Annotated in this window: 20 protein-coding genes and 1 pseudogene; 7 read left to right on the top strand and 14 right to left on the bottom strand. The window is 40.5% G+C overall.

Annotation, left to right across the window (positions count from 1 at the left end):
• Nucleotides 1-12 precede the first annotated feature (12 nt).
• The 6 genes from AC4MDD_RS02705 to AC4MDD_RS02680 all read right to left on the bottom strand — a co-directional run bounded on the left by AC4MDD_RS02705 (nucleotide 13) and on the right by AC4MDD_RS02680 (nucleotide 8,138).
• Nucleotides 13-2,316: a fimbria/pilus outer membrane usher protein gene (locus tag AC4MDD_RS02705; RefSeq protein WP_491882258.1), complete on the bottom strand. Its 2,304-nt coding sequence runs from the start codon at nucleotides 2,314-2,316 to the stop codon at nucleotides 13-15.
• Between the two features lie 20 nt (nucleotides 2,317-2,336).
• Nucleotides 2,337-3,041 (bottom strand): fimbrial biogenesis chaperone, encoded by a 705-nt coding sequence (locus AC4MDD_RS02700; protein ID WP_029575114.1) that lies wholly within the window; start codon nucleotides 3,039-3,041, stop codon nucleotides 2,337-2,339.
• 72 nt (nucleotides 3,042-3,113) lie between these two features.
• On the bottom strand, nucleotides 3,114-3,626 hold the full coding sequence (locus tag AC4MDD_RS02695; RefSeq protein ID WP_491882257.1) for a hypothetical protein: 513 nt from the start codon (nucleotides 3,624-3,626) through the stop codon (nucleotides 3,114-3,116).
• Between the two features lie 1,174 nt (nucleotides 3,627-4,800).
• Nucleotides 4,801-5,817 carry a ketol-acid reductoisomerase gene (gene ilvC / locus AC4MDD_RS02690; protein ID WP_078425667.1) on the bottom strand — a complete coding sequence of 339 codons (1,017 nt, stop codon included), beginning with the start codon at nucleotides 5,815-5,817 and terminating at the stop codon, nucleotides 4,801-4,803.
• Between the two features lie 105 nt (nucleotides 5,818-5,922).
• Nucleotides 5,923-6,414 (bottom strand): acetolactate synthase small subunit, encoded by a 492-nt coding sequence (ilvN, locus tag AC4MDD_RS02685; protein WP_004697653.1) that lies wholly within the window; start codon nucleotides 6,412-6,414, stop codon nucleotides 5,923-5,925.
• Nucleotides 6,411-8,138, bottom strand: a complete 1,728-nt coding sequence (locus AC4MDD_RS02680) for an acetolactate synthase 3 large subunit (RefSeq protein WP_010327538.1) — start codon at nucleotides 8,136-8,138, stop codon at nucleotides 6,411-6,413. The genes ilvN and AC4MDD_RS02680 overlap by 4 nt, the downstream gene beginning before the upstream one ends.
• 789 nt (nucleotides 8,139-8,927) lie before the next feature.
• Here AC4MDD_RS02680 and AC4MDD_RS02675 point away from each other — a divergent pair.
• The 4 genes from AC4MDD_RS02675 to holA all read left to right on the top strand — a co-directional run bounded on the left by AC4MDD_RS02675 (nucleotide 8,928) and on the right by holA (nucleotide 13,715).
• On the top strand, nucleotides 8,928-9,272 hold the full coding sequence (locus AC4MDD_RS02675) for a DUF4124 domain-containing protein (protein WP_407079386.1): 345 nt from the start codon (nucleotides 8,928-8,930) through the stop codon (nucleotides 9,270-9,272).
• Between the two features lie 134 nt (nucleotides 9,273-9,406).
• Nucleotides 9,407-12,028: a leucine--tRNA ligase gene (gene leuS / locus AC4MDD_RS02670; RefSeq protein WP_491882256.1), complete on the top strand. Its 2,622-nt coding sequence runs from the start codon at nucleotides 9,407-9,409 to the stop codon at nucleotides 12,026-12,028.
• 178 nt (nucleotides 12,029-12,206) lie between these two features.
• Entirely contained in the window at nucleotides 12,207-12,716 is a 510-nt protein-coding gene (locus AC4MDD_RS02665; protein ID WP_058870310.1) for an LPS-assembly lipoprotein LptE, read from the top strand.
• Nucleotides 12,717-12,725: 9 nt separating this feature from the next.
• Nucleotides 12,726-13,715 carry a DNA polymerase III subunit delta gene (gene holA / locus AC4MDD_RS02660; protein WP_491882255.1) on the top strand — a complete coding sequence of 330 codons (990 nt, stop codon included), beginning with the start codon at nucleotides 12,726-12,728 and terminating at the stop codon, nucleotides 13,713-13,715.
• 169 nt (nucleotides 13,716-13,884) lie between these two features.
• Here the strand turns inward: holA and AC4MDD_RS02655 are convergent.
• A pseudogene (locus AC4MDD_RS02655) lies at nucleotides 13,885-14,358 on the bottom strand (IS630 family transposase); the annotation flags it as partial.
• 17 nt (nucleotides 14,359-14,375) lie between these two features.
• Nucleotides 14,376-14,723 carry an IS630 transposase-related protein gene (locus AC4MDD_RS02650; protein ID WP_039890557.1) on the bottom strand — a complete coding sequence of 116 codons (348 nt, stop codon included), beginning with the start codon at nucleotides 14,721-14,723 and terminating at the stop codon, nucleotides 14,376-14,378.
• Nucleotides 14,724-14,748: 25 nt separating this feature from the next.
• On the opposite strand from AC4MDD_RS02650, the gene AC4MDD_RS02645 reads away from it, so the two are divergent.
• Genes AC4MDD_RS02645 through AC4MDD_RS02635 form a run of 3 tightly spaced genes read left to right on the top strand, consistent with a single transcriptional unit; the run spans nucleotide 14,749 to nucleotide 19,466 of the window.
• The gene (locus AC4MDD_RS02645) at nucleotides 14,749-16,053 is read left to right on the top strand and encodes a MacA family efflux pump subunit (protein ID WP_491882254.1); all 1,305 of its coding nucleotides are present in this window, start codon (nucleotides 14,749-14,751) and stop codon (nucleotides 16,051-16,053) included.
• Between the two features lie 2 nt (nucleotides 16,054-16,055).
• Nucleotides 16,056-18,047 (top strand): MacB family efflux pump subunit, encoded by a 1,992-nt coding sequence (locus AC4MDD_RS02640; protein WP_491882253.1) that lies wholly within the window; start codon nucleotides 16,056-16,058, stop codon nucleotides 18,045-18,047.
• 9 nt (nucleotides 18,048-18,056) lie between these two features.
• Nucleotides 18,057-19,466 (top strand): efflux transporter outer membrane subunit, encoded by a 1,410-nt coding sequence (locus AC4MDD_RS02635; RefSeq protein WP_491882252.1) that lies wholly within the window; start codon nucleotides 18,057-18,059, stop codon nucleotides 19,464-19,466.
• Between the two features lie 24 nt (nucleotides 19,467-19,490).
• Here AC4MDD_RS02635 and AC4MDD_RS02630 read toward each other — a convergent pair whose 3' ends face one another.
• From AC4MDD_RS02630 to orn, 6 genes are all read right to left on the bottom strand, one after another.
• Complete coding sequence (locus AC4MDD_RS02630; RefSeq protein ID WP_491882251.1) at nucleotides 19,491-19,907, bottom strand: hypothetical protein; 417 nt, start codon at nucleotides 19,905-19,907, stop codon at nucleotides 19,491-19,493.
• Nucleotides 19,908-20,166: 259 nt separating this feature from the next.
• Nucleotides 20,167-20,541 (bottom strand): hypothetical protein, encoded by a 375-nt coding sequence (locus tag AC4MDD_RS02625; protein ID WP_212749327.1) that lies wholly within the window; start codon nucleotides 20,539-20,541, stop codon nucleotides 20,167-20,169.
• Nucleotides 20,542-20,567: 26 nt separating this feature from the next.
• The gene (locus AC4MDD_RS02620) at nucleotides 20,568-21,155 is read right to left on the bottom strand and encodes a DUF6036 family nucleotidyltransferase (protein ID WP_004983475.1); all 588 of its coding nucleotides are present in this window, start codon (nucleotides 21,153-21,155) and stop codon (nucleotides 20,568-20,570) included.
• 260 nt (nucleotides 21,156-21,415) lie between these two features.
• A complete protein-coding gene (locus AC4MDD_RS02615) occupies nucleotides 21,416-22,219 on the bottom strand; it encodes an enoyl-ACP reductase FabI (protein WP_491882250.1) in 804 nt (267 codons plus the stop codon).
• A 144-nt stretch (nucleotides 22,220-22,363) separates the two neighbouring features.
• A complete protein-coding gene (locus AC4MDD_RS02610) occupies nucleotides 22,364-23,098 on the bottom strand; it encodes a Bax inhibitor-1/YccA family protein (protein ID WP_058952676.1) in 735 nt (244 codons plus the stop codon).
• Between the two features lie 153 nt (nucleotides 23,099-23,251).
• Nucleotides 23,252-23,806 (bottom strand): oligoribonuclease, encoded by a 555-nt coding sequence (gene orn, locus AC4MDD_RS02605; protein WP_004697635.1) that lies wholly within the window; start codon nucleotides 23,804-23,806, stop codon nucleotides 23,252-23,254.
• Nucleotides 23,807-23,868: the final 62 nt, after the last annotated feature.

Genomic DNA, 23,868 nt, shown 5'->3' with positions numbered 1-23,868 from the left:
GCTCTACTCCATTTATTTACACTGAAGATCCAGTACTGATGAGTTGTCATCATTCTTAGTATCTGTAATTGTAAGTTCTGCCGAACAACTGCGTGCTTCTTTAGTTTTAATTTGTATCTTATATGTTCCCGGAATCAAACCATAAAGCGTTACGCTACCATCGGTAGAAATCGGATAAACCTCTCCTTCACCATTATTATCAATATAAAGCTCTGAACCAGCAGCAAAAGACCGATTGTTACTGTCTACTGGCTTAACAGTGACTTGTTTCGCATGGAATACTGGGAAATTGATTATATAGCCGCGTTGATTTAAAGCTGTTAATTGTTTGCTTGAATACTGTATTTTATCTTCGATAGGTAGTTGATTTTGATCAAATGCAATGTCGTATTTAACATAAGGAATAACATCATGAATAAAGGCATACCCCTTTTTATTAGTTTTATCAACATAGGTCAGCGATCTTAAAATATCAATATCTTGGTAATCCCCTACTTTGACTAGAGTAAATGCATTATCAACCATTTTAGTAAAACTGATTTTATTACCCAACCAAACAACTGCTCCTCGATAATTTAACTGTGATTCACGATCTTCACGACCTTGCACATGATAGAAATCTAAATCTCCTACATCTGTTTTAACAACACCATTAAAGTTAAACATCGTGTCTTCACTACGACGGTTTACGCCAAGAGAATAATCAAAACCGACTTGATTGGAGTCATATTTCACTAACTGGAGGTTTGTATTTTGGTCAGCTGATTGACTAAAGTAAACGGACTTATTATCAAAACTGTAGCTAAGTGAGAAAATGCCGCCTGAGCCTTTCCTGTCACCAAAAGAGTTGAAATAACTCAAACCAAATGAAATTCGACGACCAAAATTCCGATTAAACCCAACATTTATTACCTTTTGGTTACTATTAGGAAACTCAGGATTTTCATAATATTTTTGTTCTGCATAGTTAATATTTAGATTATGCAAATAGGGCACATTACTCATACCAAAATATGCAAGATTTTCAAACTTCGGATAGTTAGAATTGGCACCTAACTCATCTCCTAAAAATTTAAAATCTTTTTCTGTATATTTTGAACTCGCCCCCATTGAAAATCGACCAAAGTCTTTACTTGCGGATAACCCATAGGAATAATTAAATTGGTTTTCATCATCATGAGAAGCAAGAACAACACTATCGAGAACAAAAATATTACTAATCGCTTGTGTCCACATGAACCCTATATTTTGTATATCTTTACTGTAAGATAAATTGCTTCCTAACGTAGTTGAGTTTGACATACCTCTGCGAAAATAAGTATTCACAAAGAAGTCCCTATAATCACTGCTATCCACATTATAGTTATAACGAAGTTTACCTGCTGCAACACTATATTCATTCAAACCAGATCGTAATAGTCTATTGGTCACCATAATAGGAAAGCTTTGTACACTTCGATTCCCGAGTACATCCTCAACTACAATTTGCGCATTACCAGCTTGTTGGATTTGTGCCCCCATTAGTAAGTTATAATCACCAGGGCTCACCTTCTGATTATAAATATTTACGCCATTTATATATAAATCAACAGTAGAAGGAACGCGCGCACTCCCTTGTAAACTTGGCATATTCCAGTACACAAAATTCGGTCTTTCAGTGTAATTCGTCCCCCAATTTAAACCTGCAAAACGTAAAGAATTAATCAAAGGGTTATATGTAGTTGTAGTATCCCCTACCGTTAAGCGGGTCATGTGTTTAGGAAATTCAAAATCGACACTACTACTTAAGCGAACCACTCGCTCATCTGTGGGGGTATTCTGATACAACATCGAGTTTTTCATGATCCAATAATCTTTGAAAACCCCTAACTCCATCAGTCCACTATAAGAGTTATTAGAATTACTAGTTGCATAAAGAAAATCATAATTTATGAAACCGCCAAAACTGGCCTTTTCAGGAATGATGCTATTGTTTAATGCATTAAAGTCCGTTTCAAAAAGTTCTGTTGGAATCGTGAGCTTAATGGATTGCGATGAATCATCAAAAGTTGACTGAATTACTCCTGATGACACTGAACAAAACTCTGGCCGAGAGGAGAGCGTTTTTAATTGGCTCGTTGTAATTTGACGTTCTGCCAGTATATTACATTCAATATAGTATTGATCGCCTTCTTTTAATAAGGCGACATCTGTATGATGATCTAGATCATTAATCCAAAGATTCGCAATATTTTCTTCCAGCATACCCTCACTGGCATTCACATTTAGTGCAAAAAAAATATGAATAGCGATAAGTATTCTTATTTTCGTATTCATCGTAAACTCCCCACCTCAAACTAATCCGAGAATTTGAGCTCCACCATTTTATCGTTCTTATCAGTAAACAATTGAACATAATAATTTTTAGGATTTGATATTCGTATTTTGTTTAAATCATAGGACGCGCTTTTATTTGCAAGCAAATAATTCATGGTTTCCGTTTTAAAAACTTCTTTTTTATTTGCATCTACAATTTTCAAATTTGCGATTTGAATATGCGATTTTGCATTATTTTTAACAATCAGCTTATTATTTTCAACGTTGAAATTTAGTTTAATATCTTCCTGCTTACCAACAAAGAGGGGTAAATTAAAGCTAACCAGAAAATTTACTGAAGATTCTTTTACAGCCTGTGGAATTTCATCAACAATCACACGCCATGTACCTTCTTGCTGTCCACTTAAAATAGACTCAATGGGACGGTTAAAGCCCACACGAATAGTCTGTTTACCATTCGGCTGCAAAATAAAGTTTTTAGGATTAATAATTAAGGAGTTATCAGGCTCCAGTACGTTTTCGCCATTTTCTTTTTGCGTCCACTTAAATGCTTTTACTTCAAAAATTCTCTTTTCTGTCTCATCTTTAGATTCTAGGGTTAATGTTGTTGTTCTTTGCTTTGCGGGATTTTGAATATACATTTGAACTGGGTCAACTGAAACACCAGCATGTGTTCCCGACATATACAGCATCGAAGACACCAAAATTGATATTATTCTTTTCATATTACACCCCTTATTATAATTTTAAAAAACCTAACCTGATACTGTAATCAAGTTAGGCTTAGTTTAACTAAATTAGTAGTAAACTTTAATTTTATAAGTATCGTTGTATGTACCCGCACGTTGGAAGGCACTGACTGCAGAGTTATTCACTGTCACTGTGTAGATATCATCCGCTAATCCTGCATGGTTTGAATTACCCCAACCAACACTGCCGCCGCCTGCTTTAGCCGTAGTAATTGTTGTTGGAACTTTAACGTTAGCATCATCTTCGTGCTTCACAAAAGTAGTATTTGAAGTTCCAGCATTCGCTGTTTGAATGTTAAGCGTATAGTGGGTATTACTACGCACAGTATAGCTTGAAGTTTTTGGACCACCATCTTTACTTAACGTAATGGCACTACCGCCAAGCACTTCACATTTTTTAGGGATTTCTAATTTAATAGGAATATCTTTTTCACAACCTAGAGAAGTACAGTTCCCCCAGTTATAACTAGGGCGTGATGCTGTATCATCCTCTGCATAAAGGGCTGTAGAACCTGCACCTAATAGTGTTGCAACTAGCGATGCTTGTAGTAATTTATTCATAGCTACTCTCCGAGATTTTTCTTTTAAAACCTGATCAATTGTTATGGTTACCCTTAATTAAACTGGACCTTGTTTGGCTACCAAGCTTTTCTTAAGTGTGTTTTTATTCTAGTTGTTCTGTATAAAAAACCATCTATGCAGCCTTTTTCACTCAAATAGAGACCCAACTTTAAAACCTCAAAAAAGTAAAATTAAAATAATGTTTTTATTTATATTTTATTTACTCATTAACTTTGTAAATCCCTAAAAATAGTTACACTACTTTCAGTGATGCACAATTTTAGTGCTTTTTTATATTTTAAATAGATCTCTGTTTTATCTTAGAAATTTTCAATATTTCAAATTTACATTTAATTACATATTTGGGTGAATAATTTCTTAACCCGCTAAAAAATCCATTTTCCATCTTTTTTTTACTTTACATTTCTACTAATTATTCAATTTAGGTCGATCATCTCGCTAAAATTCAAAGTTTATTCACATGCTATTTACCCAATTTCAGTGATTGAACAATATGACTAAAATCACATAATCAAGCCTTAAATTTACATGACCTACTATTTTAGAAATCAAAAACTCACACTAAAAACCCAAACGTAATGATAGGTACACTTTTTTGAGAGTTTCATTTATTGCAATAAAGCCCATGGATACGTTATTAATCCAATAGTTTTTTGACAATATATGCTGCCCATATATCTAGCACTGAAATGGAATTCTCGTTGACTCCATATAACGATTTTGAACACGGGTAAGATCAACTTATAGCTGTGTACCTATAGCCATATCATGGCCCTATTTATACTCACATCTTTTTAATTAATAGCTTTGCCCTACATAAAATATAATAGTAGATCAATAAAAAACCCTGCCGAGGCAGGGTTTTAGTACTTAAAATCAGCTAGATCAGAAACTTAGTTCTTTTCTTTATCTACAATTTTGTTTGCTTAAATCTAAGGTACGAAAAAAAAGGGAAAGCATTGCTTTCCCTTTTTTAAAGGCACGTAACGTAACCTTAGTTCTTTTCTTTATCTACAATCTTGTTTGCTTGAATCCAAAGTACGAAAAAGATGAAAGCACTGCTTTCATCTTTTTGAGGCACGTAACAATAAAAATAGAAAAAACCCACTCAAATAGAGTGGGTTTTCGCATTCAAATCAATTGATTCGAGAAATTAATTCTTCTCTTTATCAACGATTTTGTTCGCTTGAATCCACGGCATCATTGCACGAAGTTTATTACCTGTTACCTCAATACCATGCGCTGCGTTTTGACGACGACGCGCAGTCATTGATGGGTAGTTCAACGCACCTTCGTTAATAAACATCTTCGCGTATTCACCAGATTGAATACGTTTAAGTGCATTGCGCATCGCTTCACGAGACTGTTCGTTGATTACTTCAACGCCAGTTACGTACTCACCATATTCAGCGTTGTTTGACACTGAATAGTTCATGTCCGCGATACCACCTTCAAACATCAAGTCAACGATTAACTTAAGTTCGTGTAAGCATTCGAAGTAAGCCATTTCAGGTGCATAACCTGCTTCTACCAAAGTTTCGAAGCCCATTTTCACAAGTTCTACCGCACCACCACAAAGAACTGCTTGCTCACCAAATAAGTCAGTTTCAGTTTCTTCACGGAAAGAAGTCTCGATAATACCTGTACGACCACCACCTACGCCTGAAGCATAAGAAAGTGCTAGGTTACGTGCATTACCAGACGCATCTTGATGAATCGCGATTAAGTCAGGAACGCCTGAACCACGTTGGTATTCAGAACGTACAGTATGGCCTGGTGCTTTTGGTGCAACCATGATTACGTCAAGATCAGCACGTGGAACTACTTGGTTGTAAAGAACAGAGAAACCATGAGCAAATGCTAAAGTCGCGCCTTCTTTGATGTTTGGCTCAATCACGTCACGGTAAAGTTGTGATTGAAATTCATCTGGAGTCAAGATCATGACTACGTCAGCTTGTGCTACAGCAGCAGGAACTTCAGCAACTTTAAGACCTGAATTTTCAGCTTTTTTCCAAGAAGTAGAACCAGCGCGTAAACCTACAGTTACGTCTACACCAGAATCTTTAAGGTTAAGCGCGTGTGCGTGGCCTTGTGAACCGTAACCAATGATCGCTACTTTCTTAGATTGGATGATAGATAAGTCGCAGTCTTTATCGTAAAAAATTTGCATTGCTGTCTCCGCTAAAATGCTTGGTATTCTGTAATTCCATCAAGGGATTTATTGTTTGATGAAATCCCCCTCTTACTCAAAAGGAGGTTGAATCGTGTTAATGAATTAAATGGTTAAAACTTTTTCGCCACGCGCGATGCCTGAAACACCTGAGCGTACAACTTCTAGGATAGTGTTTTCTGCGAGTGCATCAATAAAACCATCAATTTTTTCAGTCGTACCCGCGATTTGAATGGTGTAAGTCGTTGGGGTGACATCAACAATTTGCGCACGGAAAATGTCCGCAGTTCGTTTGATTTCAGCACGTGCCGAGCCAAGTGATTTGACTTTAATCAACATCAACTCACGCTCAATGTGCGCACCTTCAGACAAATCAACCACTTTCACCACTTCAACCAATTTGTTGAGCTGTTTGGTGATTTGTTCAATTTTATGGTCATCGCCATAAGTCGTTAACGTCAAACGAGATAAGGTCGGATCTTCAGTTGGCGCAACGTTTAAGGTCTCAATGTTATAACCACGTTGAGAGAATAAACCCACCAAACGAGAAAGCGCACCAGCTTCGTTTTCTACAAGTACAGAGATAATGTGTCTCATGACGTGCGCTCCCCTTTACCTAACCACATATCTTGCATTGACTGACCTGCGATAAGCATTGGATAAACATGCTCTGTACGGTCAACCATCACATTAATAAATACACATTTATCATTGATCGCCATTGCTTCAGCAAGCTTCGACTCTAGCTCATCCGCATGGTCAATTTGGATGCCAACATGACCATATGCTTCCATTAATTTAGGGAAGTCAGGCAATGAATCGATATAAGAACTTGAGTGACGTCCTTCATAGTTCATATCTTGCCACTGCTTCACCATCCCTAAAGCTTGGTTATTCAAGCAGAGGATTTTTACGTTTAGACCATATTGCTTACACGTCGAAAGCTCTTGGATACACATCTGAATCGATGCTTCACCTGTGATACACACTACTTGTTGGTCAGGGAAAGCCAATTTCGCCGCCATCGCATAGGGTAAACCAACACCCATGGTACCTAGGCCACCTGAGTTAATCCATTGGCGTGGACGTTTATACTTATAATAGTTCGCACCAAACATTTGATGCTGACCTACGTCAGAAGTAATGATCGCATCACCATTGGTGATTTTATCCAACGCTTCCACCACTTGTTGTGGTTTCATTACCCCATTTGCACCTGACTCATAACGCATGCCATGAACTTTACGCCATTCATTGATTTGCGCCCACCAAGCAGCCATGTCTTCAGGATTTGGTTTAGACACATTCATTTGTTTCAACTGTGTCAACATTTCTTGAAGGACAGGTTCTACCGCACCCACGATCGGGATATGCGCCATGATGGTTTTTGAAATCGTCGCAGGGTCGATATCAATATGAATCACTTTGGCATTTGGACAGAATTTTGCTGGATTATTGGTTACACGGTCATCGAAACGCGCACCGATACACAAAATAACATCAGCATTGTGCATAGTCATATTGGCTTCATAGGTACCATGCATACCCAACATGCCAATAAACTGCGGATCATTGCCAGGAAAGGCACCAAGCCCCATCAAGGTATTGGTGACTGGGAAGCCCAAAATATGTGCCAGTTCAGTTAACTGAGCAGAAGCATTACCTTGAACCACGCCACCGCCAGTATAAATCACAGGACGTTTAGCGTGAATCAGCTCTTCAATCGCTTTACGAATTTGACCTGAGTGACCACGATGCGGCGGTTGATACGAACGCATCTTCACTTTTTCTGGGTATTCGTAAGCAAATTTCTCAGCAGGATTGGTTGCATCTTTTGGAATATCGACCACAACTGGACCTGGACGACCTGAAGCTGCAATATAAAATGCCTTCTTAATAATCGAAGGAATTTCGCTGGCATGGCGCACTTGGAAACTATGTTTTACGATCGGACGAGAAATACCGACCATATCTGTTTCTTGGAATGCATCTTCACCAATTAAATGTGACGCAACCTGACCGGACAAAATCACCATTGGGATTGAGTCCATATAAGCCGTTGCAATTGGAGTCACAGTATTGGTTGCACCCGGACCTGAAGTCACGAGAACCACACCCGTCTTACCTGTTACGCGTGAGTAAGCATCTGCCATATGACCAGCAGCTTGTTCATGGCGCACGAGGTAATGATTGATTTTGTCTTGTTGAAAGAACGCGTCGTAGATATGTAAAACTGCGCCGCCTGGGTATCCAAATACATGTTCAACGCCTTCGTCCGCCAATGCGCGAACGAGCATTTCACCACCAGATAAAAGTTCCAACGTGATTCACCCTAATCTTTATCACTGCAATGGTGGAAGGCACCAGCAGTGTTTCATTCATTGATTGTCTGCACTGTTATAGCACACATATTTCTTAGTTTTCATAGCAATAGGAAAAAATTCTGATCTGTATGCTGTTTGAGCAATATGAGATCTAAAACGTGTTGGGATAAACACATTTTTTTACTTTGTTCACGGTCTCGGCTAGAAAGCGTGTCCATTGCATGAAATGACACTTTATCGAAGGGTGATCGAGTAAAGGCATATAAAACTAAAGACAGCATTTTTAGGAGTTTCGTGACTAAAGTCAAGTTTAAAAATTAGCTTTTTTTGTTTATTTACAGAGCGTTTGTTTTTTATTCATCGCGAACAAAGAAAACTGAACCGCTTTTTCTTGGTTTTTTAGTGCAAAAACAAATAGATTTCTATTTGACTGAATTTATTAATAAAAAAACATAATAAAACCCATAAATAAGTTTAATAAGATATTCCCCCCAATTTACATCCAACATCTATCTCAGATTTTTTCAGTTTTAAATATAGATCAGCATTTGCTCATCAGGTTTTAACACAACTTTCTTATTTTGATACTTTGTCATAACACATATTTCACGCGTTAGACTGAGGATTTGACCTGCAAAATATTTCAAAAAACTCAGATGAAAAACACATCAAACACTGCTTATTGCTCTAAAATTGGCATAAAATAACGACAACGATAAACCCGATAAAATCTAATGATTACGGATATAAAAAGGACAATGGTAGATGAGTATTCAGTTTGCAAAAATGGCAGTATGTTTGGTGGGGATGGCGCTTGCAATGGGCAGTACACAAAGCTTTGCCAAGACGTATTATAAGTGGGTTGATAGCCAAGGCTCGACACATTACACCACGACACCTCCACCCAAAACAGCAAAGAAAAAAGGCAAAGTCGATACCTATGGTTGGAAAAATTCGCCACCAGCTGCTTCACCGGAAGCACCTCCACCTGCCAATATGCCAAATACCGTACCAGCTCCCCCCAATGCTGTACCAAGTGCTGCCCCAGCACCAGCGGTTGATTTAGAAAATCAACGACGTGAAGCGAATGAAGCACTTCAACAAGGCCAACAAGTCCGCCCTGCGGTTTAATCATTCCGTACGGTTCCAGATTTATTTTCAGCTTGTTTAATTTCCTGCACAAAACATAGCGCAAAATTCACTTTTAGGTGCATTTTGCGCTATGCTGTGCAACAAACTTTTTAACCATTGTTCTACATACGTATATGACTACTCACATTGACCCTGAATATCAAGCGAGCGCGATTGAACCTACCGTCCAACAAGACTGGGAAGCTCGTAAAGCCTTTAAAGTTGCCGACTCTGTAGAAGGTCCACGTCGTTATATCCTCTCGATGTTCCCTTATCCAAGTGGCAAACTGCATATGGGTCATGTGCGTAACTACACTATTGGTGATGTCATCAGCCGTTTCCACCGTCTCAAAGGGGAAACTGTCCTGCAACCTATGGGTTGGGATGCTTTTGGTTTACCTGCTGAAAACGCTGCGATTGCACACCAAGTTGCACCTGCGAAATGGACCTTTGAAAACATCGCATATATGCGTGACCAATTAAAAAAATTAGGTCTATCAGTCGATTGGGATCGTGAATTTGCAACGTGTACCCCTGAGTACTACCGCTGGGAACAGTGGTTGTTCGTGCAACTTTATAAAAAAGGCCTTATTTACCGTAAACTTTCAACAGTAAACTGGGATCCTGTGGATCAGACGGTACTGGCCAATGAACAAGTTGAAAATGGTCGTGGCTGGCGCTCAGGTGCATTGGTTGAAAAACGTGATATTCCAATGTACTACTTCCGCATCACCGACTATGCACAAGAATTATTAGACGATTTAGACACATTAAAAGACGGTTGGCCACAGCAAGTCTTGACCATGCAACGCAACTGGATTGGTCGTTCACAAGGGATGGATATTACCTTCCCTTCTGCAAATCCTGACGTATATGCAGATGGCTTAACAGTATTTACAACACGTGCTGACACCTTAATGGGTGTGACTTATGTTGCTGTTGCAGCAGAACATCCAATGGCGCTGAAAGCTGCGGAAAATAATGCTGAACTTAAAGCATTTATTGAAGAATGCCGTATGGGTTCTGTGGCTGAAGCGGATCTTGCCACTGCCGAGAAAAAAGGCATGGCCACTGGTTTGTCTGTGAAGCATCCTGTAACGGGTGAAGCGGTTCCAGTGTGGATTGCGAACTATGTATTGATGTCATACGGTTCAGGTGCAGTGATGGCAGTTCCAGCACACGACGAACGTGATTTTGAATTTGCCAACAAATATGGTTTAACCATTCAGCAAGTGATTGATGCCAAAGGTGCAGACGATGCTGAATTTTCTGCAACTGAGTGGCAGGAATGGTATGGCTCGAAAGAAGGCAAACTGGTTAATTCTGGCGAATTTGATGGTTTAGATTTCCAAGCTGCATTTGATGCGTTTATTACAAAATTAGAACCACAACAACTGGCAAATACGAAAGTTCAGTTCCGTCTACGTGACTGGGGTGTTTCGCGTCAGCGTTATTGGGGTTGTCCAATTCCAATGATCAACTGTGAAACTTGTGGTCAAGTACCTGTACCAGAAGAACAACTTCCAGTAATTTTACCGACTGATGTGGTGCCAGATGGTTCAGGCAACCCACTCAATAAAATGCCTGAATTTTATGAAACCCAATGTCCATGTTGTGGTGCAGATGCACGCCGTGAAACCGATACTTTAGATACGTTCGTAGAATCATCTTGGTATTATGCTCGTTATGCATCTCCAGATTTCACCGGTGGTTTAGTTAAACCTGAAGCTGCAAAATCATGGCTACCCGTCAACCAATATATTGGTGGTGTAGAACATGCAATCTTGCATTTATTGTATGCCCGTTTCTTCCATAAATTGATGCGTGATGAAGGCGTCGTTGAAGGCAATGAACCTTTCGCCAACTTGCTGACTCAAGGTATGGTTTTAGCTGATACCTTCTACCGTGAAGCCGAATCAGGTAAGAAAACGTGGTTTAATCCTGCGGATATTGAATTAGAAAAAGACGAAAAAGGTCGTGTTCTTTCTGCCAAATACACAGGTGATGGTCAAGACGTTGTGGTTGGCGGTCAAGAAAAAATGTCGAAATCGAAAAATAATGGCATCGACCCGCAATCGATTATTGATCAATACGGCGCAGATACTGCACGTGTATTTATGATGTTTGCGGCCCCACCCGATCAATCGCTTGAATGGTCTGATGCCGGTGTGGAAGGTGCAAACCGTTTCTTAAAACGTGTATGGCGTTTAACCACAGGTTTCTTGGAAAAAGACAACCATGCCGCTGCAATTGATGCTGCGAATTTGTCATCAGCGGCACAAGATTTACGTCGTAAAACCCACGAAACCATTCAAAAAGTGGGTGATGACATTGAACGTCGTCATGCTTTCAATACGGCCATTGCCGCGCAAATGGAATTATTGAATGCCTGCAATAAATTTGAAGCCAACGATGATAATGACGTTGCGGTTGAACGTGATGCCATTATTAGCTTGCTCACTTTGCTTGCACCATTTGCACCACATTTAAGTCAGACCTTATTGGCTCAGTTCGGTATTGAGTTAACTGAAACCCTATTCCCTGTTGTGGATGAGTCTGCGCTAACCCGCAACACGCAAACCATTGTGGTACAGGTCAATGGTAAACTTCGTGGCAAGCTGGAAGTGTCTGTTGATCTGTCTAAAGAAGATATTTTGGCTCAAGCCAAAGCATTGCCTGAAGTACAACAATTCTTAACCGGTCCAACCAAGAAAGAAATTGTGGTGCCAAATAAATTAGTCAATTTGGTGGTTTAATTCAATCTCCCCTAACCCCTCTTTATTAAAGAGGGGAACTCCTCCCTTTTCAAAGGGAGGTCGGGAGGGATTTCTAAACAAAACCCAAACAAAGCCCGTTGCCAGTCAACGGGCTTTGCACATACAATCACGACATATTATTTTTCTTTTATCAAAAAGAGCAAACAGAGGACAACACATGCATTTAGGCAAACGTTTGGCAGCTATTGTTTTAACTTGTGGCCTAAGTGCTGGCTTGGTCGGGTGTGGCTTTCATTTAAAAGGCACCAATCCAAGCGCAACACCGATTGCTTATTCAAAAATGAATTTGGTGCTTCCGAAGAACACCGATGAACTGCATGAAAAATTGGCCATTTATTTAGGTGCGTCGGGTGTACAGCTGAGCAGTGGATCAGATGCCTATGTGCTTCGCGTGCTAGACTATAAACCACAGCGTTTAGAGCTGAATGGTAAACTGATTGAAGTATTACTACGCCTCAATGTCACCTTCCGTATTGAAGACGCACAAGGCCGTCCAATCACTGAACCACGCACCGTAGTTGCAACGCGTAGTTATCAATACAACGTTGAAACCGTCAACACCGATGACCAAGAGAAAAACTATTTGAATCAAGTCATCGTGGATGATGTCGCGCAGCAAATTGTGCGTCAGATTTCTTCGAACCGCCTACCACCAGCACAGCAGTAAGGTTTAACAATGAAACTTGACTATTTGCAGGCCCTAAAACGTGTCGATGAAGCTCGCGGCGCGTGGATTATGCAAGGTCAAGAACCATTGCTTGAGCAAAATTTACTGGATGCATTTCGAGCAAGTTGGCAAAAGCAAGAAATTGAACGACAACGGCATGACATCAGCAATGTCAATGACTGGAAAAATGTCTTTAATGCACTCAACAGCTTGTCCTTATTTTCAAGTCAGCTTGCCATTGAAGTTCATGGCAATATTAAGCCCGATGCTAACGCTTTAAAGTTGCTAAAAAGCTATATCCAAAGCAATGAACAAAACTTGCTTTTGGTGGTGATGCCAAAACAGGACAGCGCCAGCCTAAAAACGGGCTTTTTCCAAACGGTTGAAGCCAATGGAGTGCATGTTGCCCTGACCGCGAATTATCCGCGTGACCGTCAGCAGATTTTAAGCATTGAAGCAGATAAGCTTGGGGTTAAACTGAGTCAGGATGCATGGCAGTGGTTAGAACAACACCATGAACACAACTTACTCGCAGCTAAAAATAGCTTAATGCGTGTCAGCGACACCTTTGCCGAGGTTGAGCTGATTCAGATTGATCATTTACATACCTGCTTACAAGACCAGTCCCGCTATAGTACTTTCGATTTGAGTGATGCTCTGCTCGAAGGCAATTTGGCACAGTCCATTAAAATTTACCAATACCTGATTGCCTCCGGTGAACCCCTCAGTTTGATTTTGTGGAGCATCAGTAAAGAAATGCGTTTACTCATGCAACTGTTTGAGCAACCGCAAAATGCACTGCAACTGGGGATTTGGAAGAATAAAGTCAGCGTCTATCAACACGCCTTACGTCGACTGAACCCGCAGTGCTTTTTAACGTGGCCCAGTCTCCTGCTTCGCATTGATGCTTCGATTAAAGGTTTGGGGCATGAAAATGCTGAACATGTCGTGATGCAAGCCATTGCAACGCTGTGTGGAAAGTCACTCTTTCCCGCTTAAATTACCGCAACGAGTCTTTTTAAAATAATAATCATTTCTATTTGTTCAAAAAATTCACGATTTATCCGTATTTCGCTTTTATACTATCTGCAATTCTGTTTACTCCCTGATTCCAATGCAAAAAATAAAAGCTGTCAAAATGGTTATCGCGGTACTATAGTCAAACCGCTTAATTACCCATACACTCGTTAAAGAAACGACTAAAAAGCTTATCTATTGAGTTAACCAACCATTTTTTCCTTTTTGCTTTCACCCATGCCCACATTTTTTCAATAGGATTAAGGTCAGGACTATAAGGTGGTAACCAAAGTATTTGATGCCCATGTTGGCTTAATAGATCTTGTATATCTGGTCGTTTATGGAAGGCTGCATTGTCCATGACAATTACACTATTCGAGGGTAGTTCTGGTAATAAAAACTGATCTACCCAAAAATAAAATACATCCGAATTTACTTTGCTATCAAATAAACCCACTGCAAATAACTTACCCTCATGGATTGCTCCTATTGCATTGGTTTGATTTTTTAATTGCCAATTATATGTTCCATAACAAGGAGTTCCCTGTTTTGAATAACCATGAGGTCTATGTTCATGAGATTTAAATCCACTTTCATCAAGATAGATGATCGGGTGTTGATACCTTAATCGGTTTAAATCTTTTAAATACTGCTCTCTGAGTTCTGTTTTTGCTTTCGGGTGCCGTAAGGTCTTTTTTTAACTGTAATATTTAGACGCTTGAGCGCATCTCCAATTGTAGAAGTAGCACAACCAAAACGAGCAGCGCGTTCATATTGATAATCATCGGGATATTGCTCAACATCTGCACGTAAGGCATCATCATCAACTTTAGATGGTTTTCTTGGTCGAGTTCTTTTTATTTCGATTCGCTTTTTCCATTCGACAATTGTATTTTTATTAATTTCGAAGTGCTGAGCAACCGCTCGGATAGATTGACCTTCTTCAAGCTTGGCTAATATTTTTTTTCTAAAATGTATTGGATAACTCATATCAGTATTGTATTGGTTTTTTGACGTGTTGACTATATGTGTTGCCGTACTTGCTTATGTCGCGTGGACATATTTCAAACCAAAACAAGAACAACCACAATATATTAGCGAATCTGTCACTCGTGGTGATCTTGAAAATACGGTATTGGCGACAGGTACTTTAGATGCAACCAAACTGGTGAGTGTCGGCGCACAGGTCTCAGGTCAAGTACAGAAAATGTATGTGCAACTGGGTGATGAAGTTAAACAAGGTCAATTGATTGCGCAAATTGATTCAACCACCCAAGAAAACAGCTTTAAAACAGCAGAAGCCAACATTAAAAATTTGCAAGCACAGCGTCTACAACAAGAAGCCAGTCTTAATGAGGCGCAACTGGCATATAAACGTCAACAACAAATGTATGCACAAGATGCTACATCAAAAGCAGAATTAGAATCGGCTGAGGCCAGCTATAAAACAGCACAAGCACAAATTAAAGCGATTGATGCACAGATTGAATCTGCAAAGGTGACTAAATCGACGGCACAAACCAATATCGGTTATACCCGCATTGTGGCACCGACTGATGGTACTGTGGTGGCGATCGTGACTGAGGAAGGTCAAACTGTAAACGCCAATCAAAGTGCGCCGACCATTGTTAAAATTGCAAAATTGCAAAACATGACCATTAAGGCGCAGGTCAGTGAAGCGGACATCATGAAAGTTGAAAAAGGCCAACAGGTGTATTTCACCACTTTAGGTGATGACAGCAAGCGCTATGCTAGCCTACGTCAAGTTGAGCCCGCGCCAGACTCGATTACCGATGAAAGTACCACCAGCACATCAACCAGCACCGCAATTTACTACAATGCGCTGTTTGATGTACCCAACCATGACGGCAAGCTACGTATTGATATGACTGCACAAGTCTACATCGTGCTCGATTCTGCAAAAAATGCGTTATTAGTCCCTTCTTCTGCGATTTCCACTCGCCCTGCAAATGCAAAGCGTAACAGTGGTTCAAACACGCAAGCAGCGTCATCGACACAAAGCAAATCAGACTCAGACCGTCCACAAGGTCCTCGTCTTGAACGTCTAAATTTAAATGCAGCACAACAACAATTGGTTAAAGAAGGCAAAGCTACGCTGAGCGTGGTTCGTGTCTTACAAACGGACGGCTCAGCTCAACCCAAACAAATTTTGGTGGGGATCAATAACCGCGTCAATGCACAAGTGCTTGCAGGCTTAAAAGAAGGCGATCAAGTGGTGATTGCAGACAGTTCGGAGAACTCTGCGGCTTCTGCCAATAGCAGCAACCGCCGTCGTAACAGTCCACCAATGGGAATGTAAGCATGACCAAAAAAGCCTTGCTTAAAGTCAGTAATTTGGTGCGAGAGTTTCCAGCTGGCGAAAGTACTGTCCAAATTCTCAAAGGCATTGATCTGACCATTTACGAAGGTGAATTGGTTGCCATTGTCGGCCAGTCAGGTTCAGGTAAATCGACCCTGATGAATATTTTAGGCTGTCTCGACCGCCCAACCTCAGGAAGTTATCAGGTCAATGGTCGCGAAACTGGTAAACTCGAACCGGATCAGTTGGCCGAATTACGTCGTGAGTATTTTGGTTTTATTTTCCAGCGTTACCACCTTTTAGGCGACTTAACCGCAGAAGGTAATGTTGAAGTCCCTGCGGTTTATGCAGGGGCAACACCATATGCGCGTAAACAACGTGCCACTGCTTTACTGACAGAATTGGGATTGGGTAATAAAACTCAAAACCGACCAAGTCAACTATCTGGCGGGCAGCAACAACGTGTCTCGATTGCACGTGCCTTGATGAATGGCGGTGATGTCATTCTCGCTGACGAACCGACAGGTGCCCTAGACTCGCATAGTGGCGTGGAAGTGATGCGGATTTTGCGTGAGTTAAATGCCGCAGGCCATACCATTATTTTGGTCACCCACGATATGCAAGTGGCGAAAAATGCCTCACGGATTATCGAGATCAGTGATGGGAAAATCATTGCAGACCGTGTCAATCAACCTGAGCATGACACTGAACTACACAGCGACCCTGATGCAGAAACTGCGATTTCTGCCCAGCAAGAAAAAAATAAAAGTGTCTCTGCATGGCGCTCCCTACTCGACCGTTTAGGTGAAGCCTTCCGTATGGCACTTTTGTCCATGAATGCACACCGCATGCGAACCTTTTTGACCATGCTCGGCATTATTATTGGGATTGCCTCGGTCGTAACGGTAGTCGCCTTAGGAAATGGATCACAACAGCAGATTTTAAGTAACATCAGTAGTTTAGGTACCAACACTATTACGGTGTTCCAAGGTCGCGGTTTTGGTGACAACTCCAAAACGGCCAACTTTAAAACTCTTGTTCCTGCCGATGCTGAAGCGCTCGCCACCCAACCGTATGTGAGTGCGGTTAGTCCCATGGTGAGTTCATCCAAAACGATTCGCTATCAACAAAGTGAAGCCAATGCCACCATTAATGGTGTCGGTGGCGATTATTTCACAGTGAAAGGCCTGACCTTCAAAAATGGACAAACCTTTGACCAGCGAAGTGTCCGCGACCGCACCCAAGACGTGGTCATTGACACCAATACACAAAAACAGTTTTTTAGTGATGGTAGCAGTCCGATTGGGCAAGTTGTACTTTTGGGCAGTGTTCCTGCACGAATTATTGGTGTAGTCGAACCACAAACCAGTGCTATGGGTTCCGATGATACTTTGAATGTATATATGCCCTACACTACGGTCATGAGTCGTATGCTCGGTCAAAGTAATGTGCGTAATATCGTGGTGCAAATCAACGATAAGTACTCCACCAGCGCGGCTGAAAACGCAATTGTGAACTTACTCACCTTGCGTCATGGTCAACAAGATGTGTTCACCATGAACAGTGACAGTATTCGCCAAACCATTGAAAAGACCACCAGTACCATGACTCTGCTGGTTTCCGCAATTGCCGTGATTTCTTTGGTGGTAGGTGGTATCGGTGTAATGAATATTATGTTGGTTTCAGTGACCGAACGGACGCAAGAAATTGGGGTTCGGATGGCAGTGGGTGCGCGTCAAAGTGATATTTTGCAGCAGTTCCTGATTGAAGCCATCTTAGTCTGCCTGATTGGTGGGGTTTTAGGCGTGTTGCTCTCTCTGGGTCTAGGACAAATCATTCAAAAATTTGCTGGGGGTAATTTCGGGGTTGCTTACTCAACCACGTCTATTATCGCCGCATTTGTATGCTCGACTTTAATTGGTGTGGTGTTTGGTTTCTTGCCTGCAAAAAATGCAGCCAAACTCGACCCTGTTGCAGCACTTGCCAGAGAATAAGGAAAAAATATGCCTTTTTTATTAACGCGCCTTTGTACCGTGATGCTGCTTGGCAGCACGTTGGTTGGCTGTGCAGCTGTGGTTAAAACACCTTATCAAGCACCAGCAGTACAGACGCCGACTCAGTTTCAATACGACAAAGCAACATCGCAACAACGTCAACAAGCCTTGTATGCCGATCAATGGTGGACGTTATTTGGTGATGCACAACTCAATCAACTGGTCGATGCCGTGCTAGCAAAAAATGCTGATTTGGCCGTTGCAGGGATGACCTTAAAGCAAGCGCGCTTACAAGCAGAACTGGCTGAGAATCAGCAAAAGCCACGAGTGAACTCTACGGTGTCTACAGGCCATCAGTTTGACTTAAACTCAGGCAATGACAGCTCAAGTGGTCTGTCTTTGGGTGCTGGCTTAAGTTATGAAGTCGATTTATTTGGTAAATTGGCCCGTCAAACTGAAGCAAAGAGATGGGAAGCACTGGCAACTGAGCAAGATTTACAAGCCACTGCTCAAAGCTTAATTGGTACCACGGCGAAGCTATATTGGCAGTTGGCCTATTATAATGAAAGCCGTACAACTGCCGAGCAAAGTCTTGCCACCTCACAAAAACTCTACGATCTGGTTAAAGTTCAGTATCAAGCTGGGGCTGTATCAGGACTGGACTTAACCCAAGCTGAACAGTCAGTACAAAGTCAAAAAGCCAATCTGAGTCAAATTCAGCAAAGTCTGGTCGAGACCCGTACCGCAATTGCAGTGTTACTCCATATGCCTGTACAGCAGTTAAGTATTGATGAACCTCAGCGTTTACCACAATTAGCTTTGCCTAGTATTGTTGCGGGTTTACCTGCCGACATCTTGTCGCGCCGTCCAGACTTAAAAGCGGCTGAGCTTCGTTTACGTGAAAGCTTAGCGACCAAAGATGCCACCACGGCGAGCTATTATCCTTCGATCAGTTTGACTGGGAATCTTGGTTCAAGCAGTACCTCACTCACCCAACTGCTGAAGAACCCAGCCCTAACCTTAGGTGCAAGTTTAAGTCTGCCGTTCTTGCAATATAACGACATGAAACGTGACCTTGCGATTAGTCAATTAGACTATGAAAAAGCCATCGTGCAATATCGTCAAACCTTGTACCAAGCTTTTGCCGATGTGGAAAATGCCCTGTCTGCGCGAACTGAGTTGAGCCAACAAGTACAATTGCAACAGCGTAATTTAGAACTTGCTGAGAAAGTGGAACGGTTGACCCAAGTGCGTTATCGCTATGGAGCTGTGGCTTTAAAAACTTTTTTGGATCAACAAGAAACCACGCGCACTGCGCGCTTAACGTTGGTCAATACCAAACAAAGCCAATACAACGCCTATGTGACGTTGATGCAAGCCTTGGGTGGAAGTCCTGTAAAAGAACTAGCAAAACAATAGTCCTCGCGCTATTGTTTTGTTCTCTTATTCTTTCACCAGATCTGGATTATTCTGGATCTGGTGAATACATTTAATATTGTCCTGATCATCAAAAACAACTTCATACGAAAGTTGCTGACCATCGAAATACATCTCGGCTGGAGAGCCAATCACTTCCCATAGACCAATCGAGGCAATATCCGCAGTCGTGTGCCATAACGTACGGCTGATTCTGGCTGCTTTTGAGTAGCCCTGTTGGAAAGTATAAATCTCTTTATGTTCTCCATTGACGTTTTCTGAGGTGACTGGTGCACCCAATTCAGAAATCACATAATTACGGTGTTTTCCAACCTCTAAAACTGTCAAATTCTTTTTATGCGGCTGGTTACTCGCCATCACCGCGGCACAACCTTGAAGTGAAAGAAGAGTGACTAATCCAAAAACAACAGTTATTTTTTTCACGCTTTAACCTACCCCGAAAGCTCAAAATTATATGCTTATTGACTTTATCTTTAGAATTTTAATTCAACAAAAACTAGGATTTATTAGCATATAAAATATTAGATGACAAATGATTAGGTATATTTTTCGATATGTTTATAAATATAGTTAATTATTAAATTGAGTATCACATTAAAATTTTTAGCTATAAATTGTTGTATAGTCGCAGTAATATATGCATAAATAAAAAAGCACCTCATAAGGTGCTTTAATTTATTGCTTAAGTATGTTTATAGTGTCTCGTTTGATATTCGAGAAGTTCTCGAACTTGTTGTTTCAGGTCTTCTGCTAACCCCCAGTTTTGAGCCAACTTATCACAATTTTTGACTTTAACTGGTGTGAAACTAAACTTCGCTTTAAGTTCTGTCAGTACATTTCGTAGTTTTGCTTTAAGCTCTTGAGAAACACAATTAAAGCGCATTAATTTATCTACTATATAACCAGCAGCTTTTGCAGAGAATTCAGATAAATGTTTCACTTGAGGTACGAAATTTTCATGCCACATAGCTAAAGCAACAGTCTTGACATCTTCAAAAGATACTAAACTGAACTCACTACTGACCAATCTATCAAAAACTTCTTGTGTACGTTTCATTGTTACAAACCTACGATGATTAATAATCATACTTCCTCTATGCATCTTATAGCATAGTCTACGTTCTTTTGCAAACTATCAGGCGTAGGACTGTAATACACAGCATCTCTTGCTACACGTTGAAAGTCTTCTAAACTAAAACGTTCTGCTTTATAAAGTGAAATAATATCTTTTAAATCATCTTCCGCCAATCTAGATAGCTTAGATACAGCAATATCAACCGCACTCACTAAGAATATATGTAATACACTGTCCTCACTTACTAAAGGTATAGCATTTTCTTTGTAATCAGGACCTAAGGATGGCAAACCAATATTAAAATTTATATCAAAATCTAGGCTTGACTCACCTGCCTCTGGATCATCAAAATAGACAGGATCAAGCTCTAAAATTATGCTGTTGATATCAAGTTTGTTTGCAGCGATTAATTCTGCATCTAAATCATTACTTCCACGTGCATTTGTATACAAGTGAACTGCACAACCTCCAAATATATAAGCAGTTATTGAACCAGCAACTAAGTCTCTGTGATTGTCTTTGATTAATTGAGCCAAATCATTGAATAGTTCAAAAATAGCCTTTGCTAAAGGTGTTTCAGTGTGTAGAGTGACCATGCGCTATCTCTAGATGAAGTATATGAGTTGACATTTTTCTTGTAAACTCAATCAAATTTTAAATCTTTTGAAAATGATTATCAACGTTTCAGCTCTTTAGTTTTAATAAATTTTTATTTTATAAAACAACAAATTAAATTAACTTTAAAGCAACAATATTAGGAGCTTAACATATTGCTATAATTTTTAGAGTCTCGCTACCATTTTGAAAACAAAGCCGCTATAAAAGCGGCTTTATCATATAACTTGAATCAGTCTAATTACTCATCGAGCATCAAGTCTGGGCTCATCCCCACAGTGTTGAAACCTGCATCGACATACATGATTTCACCAGTAATACCATTTGCCCAAGGTGAGCAAAGAAATAATGCGGCATTACCCACATCTTCAATGGTCACATTACGTTTAAGTGGTGAAATTTTTTCGTTTACATCTAACATTTTGCGGAACGATTTAATACCAGATGCCGCCAAAGTACGAATTGGGCCTGCTGAAATCGCATTCACACGAATCCCTTCTGCACCCAAACTAGAAGCCAAGTAACGTACGCCTGCTTCTAATGATGCCTTCGCCATCCCCATCACGTTGTAGTTTGGCATCACACGCTCAGAACCTTGGTAAGTCAAGGTCAATAAGCAACCTTGACGAGCTAAAAGTAATGGCTTCGCAGCACGCGCCATAGCAATAAAGCTATATGCACTGATGTCATGTGCCACTTTAAAACCATCACGATCCGTTACATCGGTAAAGTCACCATCTAAAGTATGCGCAGGTGCAAAACCAATCGAATGCACCACACCGTCTAAACCATCCCAATGTTTTGCCAATTCAACAAAAGTTTGTTCAATTTCAGCATCGACAGCCACATCACATGGTAGAACAATCGTTGAGCCAAATTGTGCTGCAAATTCATCTACACGTTTTTTCAGTTTTTCATTTGGATAAGTAAACGCAAGTTCCGCACCTTCACGGTGAAGCGCTTGAGCAATACCAAATGCAATTGATAATTTACTTGCAATACCCGCTACTAAAAAACGCTTTCCAGCCAATAGTCCTTGTGCCATGTGACTCTCACTCAAAATAATTTATCTGCATAATGCCAAGTTTAAGTTGAAACCGAAATTGCATAATGCGCCTTTTTTCAATTCATCAACATTCAATAACAAATACGCCCCAATGAAGGGGCGTATTTATTAAAACTAGGGAGATTAGTCGTCGCCACGCAACATGCTGAGTAGGCGTAGAAATGAATAGTACATCCACACCAAAGTTGCTAGTAGCGCAATACCACACAGCCATTCCATCGCTTTCGGAGCGTGTTGTGCCGCAGCACTTTCAATCAAATCAAAATCTAGAATTAAGTTCAGTGATGCAATCACTGCAACAAAAGCGGCAAAACCTAGGCCTAATAAGTTGTTTTCAAATAAAAATGGAATGCTTGAACCAAAAGCCAAACGCATAACCATTTGCACCACAAACACAATCGCGATGGCAATCGATGCCGACATCACTACCGATTTGAATTTTTCAGTGGCACGAATAATTTGAAAACGATACAGGCCAAACATCACTAAAGTGGTGACAAAAGTTGCCAAGAGCGCTTGTAAAGGTACACCCGGATATTTCAATTGGAAAATGACCGACACCCCACCTAAAAAAGCACCTTCAAACAAGGCATATGGAATGGCAAGGGTACGTGCGGTATTTGGTTTAAAAGTTGCAATCAGGCCTAAAATTAGACCACCAATCGCACCGACTAAGGTTGCAGCATAGGCTAGCGAAATATTTAAGGTCATGAAACAGTATAAAAACAGTGCTATACCGACCACAGCCGCAATCACTGTAAGTAATACAGACTTCTGAATAGCACCTTGAACAGTCATCGGTTGACTATAGTCCGCATGTGTTTCCACGCGGTTCAAAATAGGGTTATTACTTTGCATAACTCAACTCTTTGTTATAATTTAATTAATTTACTTTATCATAAAGCTTGTTTTAAACTTGTATAGCAAAAAAGTGTTTCTTTTTTCTACACAAATACCCTCAGCTCTATTCGATTTCAATAAAAAAGAGGCTAGCGCCTCTTTCTTTACTACTTATTTATTCATAATAAAAAAGTATTCACGATAATACTTCAGTTCCGCAATCGAATCACGAATGTCATCCATCGCTAAATGTGAAGCATTCTTTTTCAAGCCACTCATAATTTCTGGACGCCAGCGTTTTGCCAACTCTTTTACCGAAGACACATCTAAATTACGGTAGTGGAAATACTGTTCCATTTCAGGCATTAAACGGTGTAAAAAACGGCGGTCTTGGCAGATTGAATTGCCACACATTGGTGAGCTTTTTGGATTGACCCATTTCTTTAGAAATTCTAAAGTTTGCTGCTCAGCATCTTGCGCAGTCAATTTACTGCGACGTACACGTTCAATTAAGCCTGATTGACCATGTTGGCGAGTGTTCCACTCATCCATTGCATTCAGTACACGGTCTGGCTGATGTACAGCAAGCACAGGCCCTTCAGCTAAAATATTTAAGTTATCATCCGTCACAATTGTAGCAACTTCAATAATTTGGTCATTATCAGTATCGAGACCTGTCATTTCAAGGTCAATCCAAATCAAACGCGTATCAGCGGTGCTGCTCATAAATGTGCAATCTTATTCGGCTTAAAAACGATGATAGTAGCAAATTAATTGCTTCGATGCTG

It is taken from the genome of Acinetobacter sp. CAU_H_29a_1, from assembly GCF_058599505.1.
This window is presented reverse-complemented; position numbering and strand designations above follow the sequence as displayed.